Raw genomic sequence first — 13,242 nt, forward strand, 5'->3', positions numbered from 1 at the left:
CATTCCCCAGGTCAAAAATCCGTCCAACGGTCTTGGGGTAAAAAGGAACGCTCCATCGGAATCGGAGAAACCGGTTCTGTAAGGGTGAACTTACCTGCTTCAATCCACTGTTTTAACTCTAGGGCGACTTGCCTAGAAAAAAACAAACTCGCTAATGGGGCAGAGCGTACTGCTTTGCCCTCAATGACGATCCGCCCAGATTTGAGTTGAGCATAGCTTACTAAGCCAAAGGTAGGACGAACACGGCGAGGAATAGAAAAGTCTACGATTGGGGCTACTAAGTCTTGATCTTGTATGGCACAGTGTTCAACTACTTGTTCGTTTAATACAGGGAGTGGTATGCCAACGCCTAACATCAATGAAGGTCCGTAGCTTTTGAAGTAACAACCCCGCACCCAATGAGCATCCATTTGTTTGGCATCGCCAATTAAAGCTAAGGTAGCCGAAGGGCCAATGGGCGTGCGATTAGCGAGACGCTTTTGTAGGGGAAAGTGCTGAGTGCCTTCCCAGGCGACATAACCAACACCACCGCCTAAAAAAATTCTTGTACCTATACCAATAAGTTGCAAATCTGGGTCGTTAATTAACGGGGAAATAGCACCGGGATTAGAGTAGACAGCATTCCCCAAGCGCGGTTGTAATGGCCCAAGATAAGTAAAGAGAGGGCGATCGCCACCATTCACACCAACAATAAAATTTTGATAAAGATTACGCGGATTAAATAAATAAAACTGATTAATCGTTTCGCTGGTAATTGTAGTTTCAAACGTCGCTCTGGGGTAACAATCTGTTACTTGTCCTTGCGCTCTCACATGTATAGATTTACCAGCGATCAAATCCTCGATGACATGACCGCCACCACGTTCTCGGAGTTCTTCTCCGTCCATTGCTTCTACAGCACAACTGGCACCCAAATATAAATCTACTGCCCCAAAACCAGAGTATGCGGGAACCCCATCTAGCCAGCAACGGCGAATTTTGATGGGCGGATCGGTGTGTCCAAGATTGATGATTGCACCACTTGATTCCATCGGCTCAAAGGTGCCAGTGGTAATTACATCAACTTCTTTAGCAACTTTAGCAACACCGATTTCTATAACTCGTGCTTTTAATTCTTCTACTGTCAGCACCACTGCACGTTGGCTGCTAATTTTGTCGTTAATTTCTGCAATTGTTCGCATCTTATCAGTGCTAACGCCTTTTTTGTCTTAATTCATACGATTCGATAGTCCAATACACTTATGTATGGAGTTTCTCTTCTATCCCCATCTATTCTGCTCTGAGAGTGTCTTAATTTGACTGACAAATTCCCAAATGGCGATCGCAAGCATTAGGGATTTCCAATAAAAAAATATTCCATCATTGTGTATGCAGAGGAGGTAGAGGAAGCAGAGGAAGCAGAGGAGAAAGAATCTGCCACTATGAAAATGGGATAATTTATTTTCTGGAAGTCCCTTAGGCTCACAAGAGCATAACAATTATTGGATAGACATTTGAAACCCATGTAGGTGGTTTTTTTTGTAGGTAAGAATTCTATAGGCTACATCAATAGCACCATAGATAGGGTGAAAATCCTCAAAAAAATTCAAATACTTTTTGCAGCGACAACTCTATATGTATCTAAATTATCTTATAAAATATCGTAAAATTACTTACAAAAAGGTCTTGCATTATCAATCAAATATATGTATCTTTAGGATACTTAAATGATTTTCCATCAACTCAAATAAATATTTCTGAATTCTTCTTCAACTGTTAATTAATTGAGTAAGAGACAATGACTACTTCCGAATTAACTCATCTTGAGCAGAAAAAGCAAATTAAAATATCTGAGCAACTTGAAAGTCTGTCTTCTCCCTCAGGAGAAAAAAAGTTATTTTCCTTGAAGGTAGTTGAGTATTTATTACTTGCAGCTTTGTTCTCTTCTGCTCTGTTTATTATTTTTTTTTCAACTGATAAAACAGTTGTAATTTATGGGACGATATCTCTAACTATTTTGTTCTTTTTGTTATTAATCAATAGACAATTTATTCAGGAATCGAAGAAGGCGGCTGATAAGTCGGATATTACCAAAAAAGCTGAACTCTATACTTACCTATTAACTAATAATAATTCTTGGGATAAAAATACTCTGACTTTGGCTAGAGGAAAGGCTTTACAGTACTGCCAAGACTTGATTGAGGATTATAAAAGTATTAGGAGTGTATCAAGAAACCTTTATTATAGCTTGCAGCTATTAACAGTTGTTTTATCAGGAGTCACACCAATTCTAGTTTTGGTAGACAAATTAGAAGCAGGACAAGCTTGGCTGAAGTGGCTACCTGTTCTCTGCCCTGCTCTGGCTTCTATAATCGCCAGTATAGTTACTTCTTTTCCTTTTCAAAAGAACTCTATTGCTGCTAATACAGCCGTTGAATTATTAGAAGCTGAACAAGAGAAATTTATATTGGGAGTGACTCAGCCTTATCGTTGCTATGATGTTTCTGATGAAATTCAACAGCAACAAAAAGCAAGTCAGGCTTTAGAATACTTTATTGTTCAAGTGAATAATATTCATCTGAACCAAGTGCAACAAGGGAGTGATACACAATCAGAAAAGAAAGAATCGGCTCCATCTAATGAGTCAAATAAAGACGTAACTAATTAGAAAAAAAGGGAGCATCCCAAAAGTGCAAAAACCTTGATAGCCCTCATCCCCTAACCCCTTCTCCCATGTTTGGGAGAAGGGGAAATAGAGTTATGTCTCCCCTCTCCCATGTTTGGGAGAGGGGCTGGGGGTGAGGGAAAAGATTTAAGCTTGCATTGGGATGCTCCCGAAAAAAACCTAATGAAAAACTCCATCCTCTTCTGGATGGAGTTTTTGGGTATCGGGCATGAGAAAGAAGCTACCAATCCCCAATCCCCATTAATCGTCTTTGGGTAAAGCATCATCAATTGGTCGGTCTGGGTTTTCTGATGTCCAATTATTATTTACTCTGGCAGATTCAGAAACTATGACAAACTCAGTTTCTTTGGGATGATGATTTCCCCATTCATCTAAAACATCTTTAATCAAAACTTCTTGCATCCAAATTTTAGCGACAACGGTTAAGGGTAATGCCAGAAATAATCCTAAAAACCCAAAGAAAGTTACGAAAAATAACTGGGAAATTAAAGTTATAGCTGGTAGTAACGAGACTTGATGCGCCATGACAACAGGCGTGATGAAATTACTTTCAGTTTGCTGAATAATAAAGTAAAGAATCAAAACAGCGATCGCTTTCCAAGGTTCATCTAAAAGAGCGATCGCCATTGCTGGTACAACACTCAATGTTGGTCCGAGGTTGGGAATTAAGTTCAAAAATCCTGCCAAAACTCCCAAAGCCAGTGCTGCTTTTACACCCAAAATGGATAAGCCAATTACACTCATCAATCCTACTACACCCATAGCAATCACAGCGCCTGTTACCCACCCCTCTAAAGAAACTTCGCATTGATCTAAAATCCCTTCGACTCGTCGCCGATAAAATGAAGGGAAAAGCCTTACAAATACTTTGCGATAAGCCACTGGATCGGCTAATAACATTCCTGTTAAAACCAATACTAGTAAAACTTTGAGGACAACTTCTAAAGAGCCAGATACAAAGGCGAAGGAATTTCCTAATACTCGATTTACAATAGGTTGTGCTTGTTGGATGAGGCTGTTGAAATCTGGGATGTAGGGTACCAATTCATTCGGAATGCGGGTTCTTAAGGCATCTAGCCAACTATTAAAGCGCCCAAATCCTTGGGGAACCCGATAGGTTAGTTCTTGAAACTGCTGGGCAAAGGGTGGCACAATTAGCCAGAAAAAACCTATAATTCCGGCAAAAAAGATAGCTACTGCTAGGAGGACGGCGAATCCACGTTTCATTCCATAACGTTGGAAGCGTTTCGCTAGCCGATTTAAGGTAGTGGCTAAAACAACTGCGGCAAACATCAGCAAAAGTACTTCCTTAATTTGCCACAGGATGTATAAAGAAAGAAGTATGGCGATTAAGCCAATCCATTGACCGAGATTCACAGGCTGACTCCCAATGGTTGGTAAAATGCAATTTTCTGGTAATTCAGCTAGGTTAGCTGATTTTAAGGACTTGTGCCCAGATGATTTGGGTTAAGTTTGTTTGTATGCTTGGAATCGCCAGAGGAGAGCGATCGCCAAAATTGCGATCGGCGATAAAATCATTATCAACGCATTAGTTGCAGTTGCCGGAATTGATAAACTAGGCGCTGCATATTTAATTAATATCGATAACAAAGCTGAGAGTAAAAGCAGTTTCAGAACCAATCCTAGTTGATTTTCCATAACAATTAAGGCATACAAATTTTTGTGGTACACGCTAATTTGCGCTGTACCGCCTAGTTTCTACAATAAACCTATAGATACAATCCTTTGCAACTTTCTTTGGAAAACGAGAAGGCTTTTTTACGTCAAACTCAACCAGCCAAAAACTTGTTCTACAGTCAGTTCTAATTCGATACCCTCAAGAATGGGTAATTTATCAGCACCTTCGTATAATTCCAGCCGTTGTCCCGGAAAAATCCCCAGCACACTTTCGTCTTCTGGGTTGATTAACCAGCCGAGTTCAGTACCATTGCGCGAACAATGCAATAATTTACTCAATACTTTGGTGAACCTTTGGTCTGGGGAAAGAATTTCAATTGCCCAGTCGGGATGAATTTCAAAGCGATTAACAATTCTGCCAGATGGAGTTTTCGGAATTCTATCCCAGCGAAACACAGACACATCAGGGACGATAGAAGCACCGCCGAAGGTGCAGCGAAGTTCTGGTAAAGCTAAAGCAACTTTTTGGCTTTCTGCCAATTTATTAATCACTTCAAATGACTTACCTCGAAGTAGACTATGTTCACCTTCAGGCATTGGTTTTTGAATGATTTCTCCGTTGATATAATCTGATGCTGGTTCAGTTTCCGGCAGTTTGAGGAACTCGTTTAAAGTTAGTTGGGGGTTAGTGGCGATCGCCATAAACAAATAGCATAGAGGGGAATATTTTAATTATGTGCATTAGCTTGCCTCTGAGACATTTTAGATTTTGGATTGTGAGATTACGTCCAACTCAGCCAACCAAAAACCTCTTCAGCTGTTAATTCCAACTCGATACCCTCAAGAATAGGTAATTGATCAGTACCTTCGTATAATTCCACTCGCTGTCCAGGAAACACTCCCAGCACACTTTCATCTTCTGGGTTGATTAACCAACCGAGTTCAGTACCATTGCGCGAACAATGAAATAATTTACTCAACACTTTTTTTAACCTTTGGTCTGGAGAGAGAATTTCAATTGCCCAGTCAGGATGAATATCAAAGCGTTTAGCGAGTCTGCCAGATGAAGTTTTAAGAATTCTATCCCAGCGAAACACCGCCAAATCAGGAACGATAGAAGCACCGCCAAAGGTACAACGCAGTTCTGAGAAAGCGTAAGCAATTTTTTGGCTTTCCGTTACGTTATTAATGACGTTACCAAGTTTCATCTGTAGTCGGCTATGTTCAGCTTGAGGCATTGGTTTTTGAATGATTTCTCCGTTGATAAAGTCTGATGCTGGTTCAGTTTCCGGCAGTTTGAGGAACTCGTCTAAAGTTAGTTGGGGTTGAATTGCGATCGCCATAAGCAAATAACATAAAGGAGAATATCTTAATTATGTGCATTAGCTTGCCTCGCATCCTTCGTTCCTGACAGGTGCAATTATATTTTTGCGAAACCCACGAGGCGTTGAACTTGGACGGATACATCAACAAAGGCTAGGGGGGAAATAGTACCTGTGGTTAATGTTAGTTCTGTTGTGTATTGCCCATTTTTTTAGTCTCGAAATACAAGCAACTGAGAATTTTTGAGATTGACAACCCAATATTCAGCAATGCCTGCTTCTGCATAGATGTCTTTTTTATCACCTAAGTCTTTGCTCAAGGTGGAGTGAGAAAATTCGATAATCCAGAAAATGTCTTCAGGGTAAGGGTGGTGTACTAAGTAGACCTCGCCTAAAGGTTTGACAATAGCCACATCGGGGACGGGTTCTGAGTCGTTGGGTAAGGTGATGGGTTTGGCATCGCGGATTTTTGCCCGTTTACCTAGCAGTGTGCGGAGATAAATAGCTTTAGTTTGATTTTAGTTGATTGCTAAGTTACAAAGATTTTTGCCTTCCCACCCTACTGACTAATTACGAATTACGAATTACGAATTAGCCTAGCCCTCAACCCGCCGCAACTCCTCCAATTCTTCTGCTGTGAGTGGATTATTTCCTGACTTCAGTGCTTCTATCCAGCGTAGCCGTCGCTGTATCACAAAGTAATCAAGGGCGCCACTGTCTACACCAACCTGAAAATCTTCTAATGCCCCTACCAAGTCGCCAGTCAGAACTCTAGCCAGCCCTCGACTGTCTTGATAGATTTTATTCTCAGGGTCTAAGGTAATAGCTTTTTCACCAAAGCGGAGAACAGCCTTAGCGTAGCCGTGTAAACAGCCAACCCAGCAGATGCTATTCCAAAATTCAGCAGAGTTTCTCAAACTGTCATCAAATATTTGGGCTTGCTTGAAAGCTTCCTGTGCTTCTTGAATTTTGCCTTCTCTCACCCAACTGAGCACAAGCGTTCTACGTCCTTAAATTCTGAACTCTCAGCCAACAACCCCATAAAATATTCCACAATCTCAGGGGTTAAATTACCATAGCCAAATAAATCGTAAATCTGCCTGTCCATTGCGAATGTAGTAACCAAGTCTTCTTCGCGCTGACGCTTGCTTACCTTGACTGTCCAATCTACAAAGCTTTCTAGTAACCGTTCTGCGAATAAAAACTCGCAAAAACTCTTGTGGACAAATTCCACGGAGCCGCCTCGATCCCCTGAAGCGGGTTTAATATAAAATGCCGTCAATAGATTATTGAGTAGCTTATCTTGTTGATTTTTTTCTGAAGCATTTTCCTGTCTGGCATCCTGAATTAACTTTGCTGCTGGGTTGTTGCTGTTTTTGAGCCGTGATTCTAGCATCGTTACTCTGGCAGATTCATTCCCCGACTGCACGACACACAAAGCGGCTTCCGTGAGAAACTGCCGCAAATCTTCACTCTCAAATCCAGTCAAGCGGGAGTTATCATTCTGGTTTTCACTGTCACGCTGTTTTTCTAGTACCCACTTCACTGATTCGTCGTAGATGCGGATTTTTGCTTTAATACGGTCTGCACCTTTAAACATTTCGGAGTTGAGACGGTTGTCTCGGTGCATCCGCGCTAGTAAATAGAGTAGTAAGGGTTCCCGTGCTAGGTTATCTTTGACTTCATCGGGGCAAGCCTGTAAAAATTCTTCAAACTCACTCTTGTTAACATGAGCCGCAACTGACCATTTTTCGAGCCATGTTTGCCGAAGCGAGTCATCCATTGGCTGAAGTTCGACGCGCTTCAGACTTTTAGTTTGTGAGAGGAAGCGCTCAATTCCTTGCAGCGCTAGGGGACGACCGGTAACTAAAAACTGATGATGACAAAGGCGGTCTTTTTGAAACTGTTCCACCTGTTCTAAAAATTCCCTCAAGCCGCCAGTTGCTCGTCCTTCTAGTAATAACTCGTCAAACCCATCCAGTAAAAATAAAAAGCGAGTATTTTTATCGGTCAGCCAGCCTGAATCACTGGTGACAAAATCAAGGTGTTGTAAATAGTTCTCTAGAGTATCAGTTAAGTTATCTTTTAGTACACGCAAGTCTCGCAACCGAATCAGAATTGGCGTAAAAGTGGGATGTAATTCGCGCTGTACCCAATCGGCAAACATCCGACAAAAGACACTCTTACCCCGTCCGGCTTCCCCCTGAATAAACAAAACTTGTTTGTGTTTTGTATCTGTATCATTCAATATTGCTTTAACCCATGCTTCTAATTCCAGATTTGCATCGTCTTTGGCATCCAGTTCTTTGACTTTCAACGGTACATACAAATCCCGGAAGGTAATATCGGTTTCATCAAAAACCTTTTCTTCTGGCTTTGGTTTAATTACCTGTTCCAAATAATCTGCAATATTCAGATTTTTCTCTAGCTTTTCTTTTCCTCCAGCGCTATACCACTTCCAAAGTTTTTCCGCTTTCTCGCCGACTTCTACCAATGCGTCTTGCATATATTCATCGGTATGACGCGCTACCCGTTCAGTTAAGGTTTTTGCTTGTGTTTCGGTTAATCCGGCTTCTTGCAAGCGTTGCTGTAAAATCTGATTAAATGATTCTGCTAGTTGAGATTCGTGGAAATAGAGAATGGCTTTTTTGACTTCCCGCTCATCAAATTCTTGCTCACCTAATTTCTGAATTTGCAACGCTAAAGCATGAGATGCGGGAAGGTTTGGATCGATTTTATTCAGTAATTCGGAATCTTGTTTGAGAATATCCTGAAAGCTATCTATGTAGGCAGCCTGACTAACTAGTAGGACACAGTTTTCTAAAGTTGGCTCTTTGTGGGTTGCATCAATAATGAACTTTAGGATAGTAATGGCGATGGGTGCAAAGGGAATTACTTCTTTGGTAATTTGACCGAGAGGAGAATTAAATACATCTAATAACGATGAAATCTGTTCTAGATATGGTTTGAAGTTTTGAATATTGGGTTTTTGCTCTTTAATTGCTTTTGCCAAGTCAAGCACGGCTTTAGCAGCTTCGGCTCCAGTTTTTGTTACCTCTACGCCTTGTCCCCAATTCAAATCCTGAATGTTTCGCAAAAACTTCCAGAGTTTCGTCATCGCCATAGACTATTCTCCAATACCATCAATTTGGTAAAAAGGCACGTGGTATTACTTAACTCAGAGTCAACCAGCCAAAAATTTGTTTAACTGTCAGTTCTAACTCGGTATCATTGAGTATAAGCAACTGATCGGCTATTGTATATAATTTCATTCCCTAGCTGGAAAAAGCTCTCAGGAGCCTATTACAGCATTTTTTATATATTTGACCATACTCTTGCTTTCTTCTTTGCGCCTTTGCGGCTTTGCGTGAGGAAAAAAGAGGGTTATAAATTTCACGCAGAGGCGCAGAGGCGCAGAGAGTTTTGAGAGTTTGTTGTCCACGAGTATCAAAGACTCGTTAATGAAGCTCAAAGCCTCATTAATGGAGTTCAAAGACTCATTAATGGAGTTCAAAGCCTCATTAATGGAGTTCAAAGGCTCATTAATGGAGTTCAAAGGTTCATTAATGGAGTTCAAAGGCTCTTTAATGGAGTTCAAAGACTCATTAATGGAGTTCAAAGCCTCATTAATGGAGTTCAAAGACTCATTAATGGAGTTCAAAGCCTCATTAATGGAGTTTCCTAACTCCTAACTTCTCTGCCAAATTTTAATTGTCTTATCCAAACTCCCGCTTACTAACATCTCGCCGGAAGCTGTGAAGGCTAATGCTGTGACTATATTTCCATGACCTGTAAAGGTACCCAGCAATTCCCCGGTTTGGAGATGCCATAATTTGATGGTTTTATCAGCACTACCGCTGGCGATTATTTGTGCATCGGGACTTAAGGCGATCGCATATACTCGATCTCGATGTCCTTTGAGAGTGTGGAGTAGTTCCCCTGTCTCCAATTGCCAAATTTTAATCGTTTGATCCCAGCTACCACTCACCAGCAGTTTACCATCTGCACTGATTGCCAAGGAACCAACGATGTGAGAATGACCCATGAGGGTATGCAGCGGTTGTGCATCCTTTAAACTTTTGACTCCCGTCTGGGGTGAGGTACGCCAAACTTTGATTTTGCGATAGCTACCTGTCACCAAAGTTTCGCCGTCTCGACTCAAAACCAGGGAATGAGCTGCTGTATCATCTAAAGAAAGGGCGATCGCTACCTGACGTTGCATCAAATCCCAAAAGAGAATTTTTCTGTCATCTCCGCCTGTGGCTAACATTCTCCCATCTGGGGTAAACGCAGCACACCGCACCATCCCATTATGTTTGTGCAAGATATCGATCAAGTCTAGAGCCCCGACGTGCCAAAGCTTAATTGTCGAGTCTGCACCGCAACTCACTAAAGTTTGTCCATCGGAACTAAAAGCTAGGGAATTGACTTCATCCACTAGCCCAGATATCACCCAAGGATATTCTGATAATGTATCGATTAATTCACCTTTGCTTAAATCCCATAGCTTTGTTTCACCACGGCTACCACTTGCCAATATGGGTAAGCTGTTGCCATTATTACACCTGTAACTGAAAGCTAAGCAATTAATTCCTCTGGTATGCCCTTGTAAAGTTTGCCAGCATTCCCAATCACCGATTATGCTTTTGAGACAATGCTCTGAACTCAGAGTTTGTATTGTCTCTATCATCCTTTCATTAATTACTGGCAACGTCTCTTTTTTGCCAATAAGCGATTCTAAATACCAACTCAATCCCCCTGCATATAACAAGTTACTAGGAGTAATATATATTTTTGGATCGGTAAATTCAATTTGATTTGTTGGTAAGAAGCCTGTGATGATACTTTGCTTCTCGTAACCTAATTTACCTGTGTATGGATGAAACAAACACAGAAAAATTAATACTTGGTGATTTCTCAAATCTTCTTGAGTGACCGACCATCTAATTTTGTCTTTCTTAATACCATTAAAACTTTCACCATCAGCAACGTAAACTTGAATACTTAACTTGGGATTTTCTTTGAGTACATAAGGAAATTTGCTTTCCCCAGATAAATTTCCCTCATCATCTAAACTGATGTTTTGCAAGGTATCTTGTGGTATTTTTTTTACCAATTTGCCGAGGCGTTCAGTGATGATGCGATCGACAATTTGCTCTCGCAAAAGATAATCTTGGGCTTGCTGCTGAAAATATGTCGGAAAAGGTATCGTCCAATCCGGCGGTTCAGGATATTCAGGCGGCGTTGGCGGCGGATTTTTGGCCAGAACTTCTGCTTGTTGGCGAGAAAGCTCTAGGAGTTTTGCCAATGGCTCGCCCCAAAATGCCATAATTTCCGTGTGACAACCTTTGACTTGACTTTCCAGCAAAGACAAATCATAAGTTCTCGGTTTTTTCACACGTTGAAGGAAATCAGTTTGTTGAGCTTTAAGTAAGCTAATCCAATCCATCTGCATGAGAGCGGCACACTATTGCATACCTAAGGTAAGCTACACCAAGCAATTACTCAAGTTTATAATTTTTAGATAATTAAAAATTCGGTAATTTTATTAGTCTCATAAAACACAAGTATTAATCTATGGATAGCACTTAGACATTTAATTAACAGATGTAGGTGAACTACATAGACTGAGATGATGTCAGTTAATTCTAATGGATATAGTAAAGAAGATACTGTTTCTACGGAAACAGTTTTAGTAGTCAATAGGAATCTGAGTAGCTAATTTAAAATTAATTATGACAACTGTATCTTCTATTTTTCTGGCTGGAGCTAGTCGCGGTGTTGGTAGAGAAATTGCCCAATACTTGAGGGCGCAACAGCTACAGGTAAAAGCGCTCCTGAGAACTGCAACAGCTGCTACTGAACTAGAAAAAATCGGCATTCAAGTAGTTCAAGGAGATGCATTGAATGTTGACGATGTGGAACGGACAATGCTGGCAGATGAACCTATTGATACAGTTATTAGTACAATTGGCGGTTTACCAACAGAGGTAGAAAGAGCGGATTACCCCGGTAATCGAAATCTAATTGACGCAGCAGTTAAAGCTGGAGTAAAAAAGTTTATTCTTGTGTCTTCTATTGGTGCTGGTAATAGCGTTGTGGCTTTATCCCCCCAAGTTTTAGCAGCATTGGGGACAGTTTTAGCTGAGAAAGACAAAGCTGAACAACACTTAATTGCTAGTGGACTGACCTACACCATTGTGCGTCCCGGTGGACTGAAGTCAGAACCAGCAACAGGTAATGGCGTTTTAACTGAAGATCCACACATTATTGGCAGCATAAATCGTCCAGATGTGGCGCAGTTAGTTTGTCGCTGTTTAAATAGCCAACGTACCAATAATAAAATCCTGTCAGCCATCGACCGAAATATGCTATTCGCACAAACAAAATTTGCCGAATTTACTTTGGAGTAATTCTAAGCACGCCACCGGAGTATCTGACCCTTGACAGGATTCACAAATTCTCGTCCTTCAGCTACAGATCGGGCATATTCCCGCTTTAACTGGTAGTACCACTGCGCTTGCACATCTGAGTCCTTAATCAGCCGCAGCACAGGATTATACTTGAGGCCAATTTGCTGCTTTTCTACAACGGTTCGATCTTGGCCAATGAAAGTTCCCGCAAGGATATGTAACAGTGGTTTGAAAAATCCCACCCAAGGAAGTGTCCAATAAAGAGCAAAAGTTACTTCGGTTTCTGTGTCTGAAATCGGTGTAACTGCTGTTAAATTAACGACTCGATTGTTTCCAATGGTGGTTTCTTCTATTCTGACTCCAGGTAAACGAAAAGAAATCTCGGTTTCCGGCACACCACCACCAATCAGCCAGTATAATCTACCCCCATTGGCTGGTAATCGGTGTCGTCGCATGGTGAAGCCGTATGGTGAAGCATCAAATTGTTTTACTTCTTCATGCAATTGCTCATTTCGCCACCACCAAGCGCGATGAACATAAGGTGAATGAGCCGGGTCCATCAAACCTACCACCGCATGATCGACAAAACAGGGGAATTTTACAACCGTTAAGAATTGGGGCGATCGCTCACCAAATCCTGGAATCACCGGAATCTCCATCTCAGAAGCAGGCCGAGGGTTATCGCGATCGGCAATATATATCCAGATATTCCCTTGGGCTTCCCGAATTGGATATGACTGGACATCGAAGCGCCTCAAATCCATCTGCTGTTCTTCCACAAGAGAGGGGATCGCAGTACAAGCCCCAGCCGAGTTAAAGCGCCAACCGTGGTAACAGCATTCGACTTCCTGTCCATCAAATCTACCGCAACTTAGGGGCACACCACGATGCGGACAAATATCTGTCATCGCAGAGACTTTGCCATCGCGATCGCGAATTAACAGCACTGGTTCTCCTAAGAAAACACGGCTCAGCATCCTGCCTGGCTTAATCTGATTACTAGGCACAGCATAATACCAAGTATTACGCAACAAAAAGTTATCGTTATTTTTCATAACTAACTGCGTCTACTTTTGACACAATAAAAGTCCTGGTTTGTAGAAAGAAAGCTATCCTGAGAAACATTCTTTCAGGTTTGTAATAGCTGTAAGTAAATTCAACTGATGATGCAATTTTTACTTAAGCTCGTAATTTTTCACTTTTG

12 protein-coding genes and 1 pseudogene are annotated in these 13,242 nt (G+C 41.3%); 3 read left to right on the plus strand and 10 right to left on the minus strand.

Features of this window, described 5'->3' with window-relative positions:
* Window positions 1-11: 11 nt before the first annotated feature.
* On the minus strand, window positions 12-1,181 hold the full coding sequence (locus tag ACFG4S_RS24070) for a homocysteine biosynthesis protein (RefSeq protein WP_392531470.1): 1,170 nt from the start codon (window positions 1,179-1,181) through the stop codon (window positions 12-14).
* A gap of 596 nt (window positions 1,182-1,777) precedes the next feature.
* Here ACFG4S_RS24070 and ACFG4S_RS24075 point away from each other — a divergent pair.
* The gene (locus ACFG4S_RS24075; protein WP_392531471.1) at window positions 1,778-2,647 is read left to right on the plus strand and encodes a DUF4231 domain-containing protein; all 870 of its coding nucleotides are present in this window, start codon (window positions 1,778-1,780) and stop codon (window positions 2,645-2,647) included.
* Window positions 2,648-2,905: 258 nt separating this feature from the next.
* Here ACFG4S_RS24075 and ACFG4S_RS24080 read toward each other — a convergent pair whose 3' ends face one another.
* The 7 genes and pseudogenes from ACFG4S_RS24080 to ACFG4S_RS24110 all read right to left on the minus strand — a co-directional run bounded on the left by ACFG4S_RS24080 (window position 2,906) and on the right by ACFG4S_RS24110 (window position 8,749).
* A complete protein-coding gene (locus tag ACFG4S_RS24080; RefSeq protein ID WP_392531472.1) occupies window positions 2,906-4,042 on the minus strand; it encodes an AI-2E family transporter in 1,137 nt (378 codons plus the stop codon).
* Window positions 4,043-4,132: 90 nt separating this feature from the next.
* The gene (locus ACFG4S_RS24085) at window positions 4,133-4,324 is read right to left on the minus strand and encodes a hypothetical protein (protein ID WP_392536066.1); all 192 of its coding nucleotides are present in this window, start codon (window positions 4,322-4,324) and stop codon (window positions 4,133-4,135) included.
* Window positions 4,325-4,444: 120 nt separating this feature from the next.
* Complete coding sequence (locus ACFG4S_RS24090; protein ID WP_392531473.1) at window positions 4,445-5,005, minus strand: Uma2 family endonuclease; 561 nt, start codon at window positions 5,003-5,005, stop codon at window positions 4,445-4,447.
* An 80-nt stretch (window positions 5,006-5,085) separates the two neighbouring features.
* Complete coding sequence (locus tag ACFG4S_RS24095; RefSeq protein ID WP_392531474.1) at window positions 5,086-5,646, minus strand: Uma2 family endonuclease; 561 nt, start codon at window positions 5,644-5,646, stop codon at window positions 5,086-5,088.
* A gap of 77 nt (window positions 5,647-5,723) precedes the next feature.
* A pseudogene (locus tag ACFG4S_RS24100) lies at window positions 5,724-6,143 on the minus strand (Uma2 family endonuclease); the annotation flags it as partial.
* 78 nt (window positions 6,144-6,221) lie between these two features.
* A complete protein-coding gene (locus ACFG4S_RS24105) occupies window positions 6,222-6,620 on the minus strand; it encodes a tetratricopeptide repeat protein (RefSeq protein WP_392531475.1) in 399 nt (132 codons plus the stop codon).
* On the minus strand, window positions 6,605-8,749 hold the full coding sequence (locus ACFG4S_RS24110) for an NACHT domain-containing protein (RefSeq protein ID WP_392531476.1): 2,145 nt from the start codon (window positions 8,747-8,749) through the stop codon (window positions 6,605-6,607). Before ACFG4S_RS24110 ends, ACFG4S_RS24105 begins: the two co-directional genes overlap by 16 nt.
* 337 nt (window positions 8,750-9,086) lie before the next feature.
* On the opposite strand from ACFG4S_RS24110, the gene ACFG4S_RS24115 reads away from it, so the two are divergent.
* Window positions 9,087-9,317, plus strand: a complete 231-nt coding sequence (locus ACFG4S_RS24115) for a hypothetical protein (protein WP_392531477.1) — start codon at window positions 9,087-9,089, stop codon at window positions 9,315-9,317.
* Here ACFG4S_RS24115 and ACFG4S_RS24120 read toward each other — a convergent pair.
* Window positions 9,314-11,080 carry a WD40 repeat domain-containing protein gene (locus ACFG4S_RS24120; protein WP_392531478.1) on the minus strand — a complete coding sequence of 589 codons (1,767 nt, stop codon included), beginning with the start codon at window positions 11,078-11,080 and terminating at the stop codon, window positions 9,314-9,316. The two genes, ACFG4S_RS24115 and ACFG4S_RS24120, sit on opposite strands and share 4 nt — an antisense overlap.
* 280 nt (window positions 11,081-11,360) lie before the next feature.
* On the opposite strand from ACFG4S_RS24120, the gene ACFG4S_RS24125 reads away from it, so the two are divergent.
* Window positions 11,361-12,038, plus strand: a complete 678-nt coding sequence (locus ACFG4S_RS24125) for an SDR family oxidoreductase (protein WP_392531479.1) — start codon at window positions 11,361-11,363, stop codon at window positions 12,036-12,038.
* A gap of 2 nt (window positions 12,039-12,040) precedes the next feature.
* On the opposite strand, the gene ACFG4S_RS24130 is transcribed toward ACFG4S_RS24125, so the two are convergent.
* On the minus strand, window positions 12,041-13,093 hold the full coding sequence (locus ACFG4S_RS24130; RefSeq protein ID WP_392531480.1) for a Rieske 2Fe-2S domain-containing protein: 1,053 nt from the start codon (window positions 13,091-13,093) through the stop codon (window positions 12,041-12,043).
* Between the last annotated feature and the right edge of the window lie 149 nt (window positions 13,094-13,242).

The sequence above is a fragment of the Nostoc sp. C117 genome, assembly GCF_043099735.1.
Classification (GTDB): Bacteria; Cyanobacteriota; Cyanobacteriia; order Cyanobacteriales; family Nostocaceae; genus Nostoc.